General features: G+C 42.6%; 1 pseudogene. It reads left to right on the top strand.

What is annotated here, in order from left to right:
* Window positions 1–1,537 (top strand): annotated as a pseudogene (locus ACFINR_RS09290) (hypothetical protein); the annotation flags it as partial.

Below are 1,537 nucleotides of genomic sequence, written 5' to 3'. Positions count from 1 at the left end.
AAAATTATATGCCCCACAAGCAGCGAGTGAATTAAAACGTTCTCGTTTTTCTTTTGTTAAAGTTCTTTCGTTGGCTACAGCGGCTACATTCTTATCGAATGTTACGCCTGTTTTTTCAGCAAATCCTGATTTTAGAAACACATTTCTTGAAGGTGTAAAAAGTGCTGGTGTGTCTTATCCACAAAGCCTTCTCTCTGTTGCTGGTTTGAATGATTCTGATGATTACGCAAATTTTTTAACCAAAACCCTTTCTGGTAAGAGCGATAAGAGTTCTATCGTAAATGTTCTTGCGGACGATAGCAAAAATTTATTGGTAAGAACTCTAGATACAGACGAGCAATATAAAAAGTCTCTCATTAGTCCACGGTCGCTTGTTCGTGATAGCTCTACAACCCAACAGTTTTCAGGGAATAATGAGAATGCAGCCCCTGTTAATGTTTCTGACCTTTTGCGGGGTGGAACTGCAGGAATGCAACGTTCTCAAGATAACAATGTTATTTTGGGTAGTGGGATTAATTATACAAAAAGCAAGTGGGGTGTTTTTATTGGTGACGATGTGGTTGGTAGTGTTGATGGGAGAGGTACATACGGCGCTATTGTTATCGGGTACGGTGCAAAATCTGGTGATGGTTGGAGTACTGTTATTGGTTATAAGGCAGAGGCACCTAAGGGCTCGTATGGTACTGTTGTTTTGGGGCGGGGGGCAAAAACGGAAGGTGTTTTTAGCATTGCAATCGGTGCTGTTGGAACTACTCCTGGATCTGAAACACAGAATGTTGATGAAAAAAATAGAGTGCTTGCAGCTGGTGATTATGCAATGGCTCTTGGTTACGGCGCGAAGAATTATGCAGAAAAGGGGATTGCTCTTGGTTACAATGCATCTGCAACAAAGGAGGCGCTGTATAGTATTGCTATAGGTTCCATGTCTCACGCTTTGGGTCCAAGCAGTATCGCAATGGGTGTCAATTCTATAGTTTCTGTACAAGGTGGTGTTGCTATAGGAAGTGATACTATCGCTGATAGGGCTGCAGGTGTTTCAGGATATACTTCTTCGCTGCAGGGGGCAACAGAAAGCACTGAAGCGCAATGGAAAAGTAAGCAGGGTGCCGTTAGTGTTGGTAATAAAAGTACGGGCATGACGCGGCAGATTACAGGTGTAGCAGCTGGTAGTGAACTTACTGATGCAGTAAATGTTGTACAGTTAAAAGACTTAGAAAGTGTCGTAAGAAATGGTGGTTGGAAACTATCTGTTGGGGGTAAGGATGATAAGACCGTTATCATGGACAGCGCGGTAGATTTTTCCGCTGGAAGTAGCAACCTAAGTATTACAAAGGGCAAAGACGACAATAAGCTAAAATTTGATCTTGCTAAAGATGTTACGTTGAGTAGTGTAAAAGTTTCAGGAAATACCTTAGACGCAACGGGCTTAGTGATTTCTGGTGGACCGAAAATAACAACGAGTGGTATTGACGCTGGTAGTAAGAAGATAACAGGCATTCAAAATGGCGCACTCACAGCAGAATCGACCGAAGCGGTC

The organism is Bartonella sp. AP19HLJMH (genome assembly GCF_042196245.1).
In the GTDB taxonomy this organism is placed as follows: Bacteria; Pseudomonadota; Alphaproteobacteria; order Rhizobiales; family Rhizobiaceae; genus Bartonella.
Note: the sequence above shows the minus strand (reverse complement) of the source record. Positions and strands in the feature narration are given on the sequence as shown.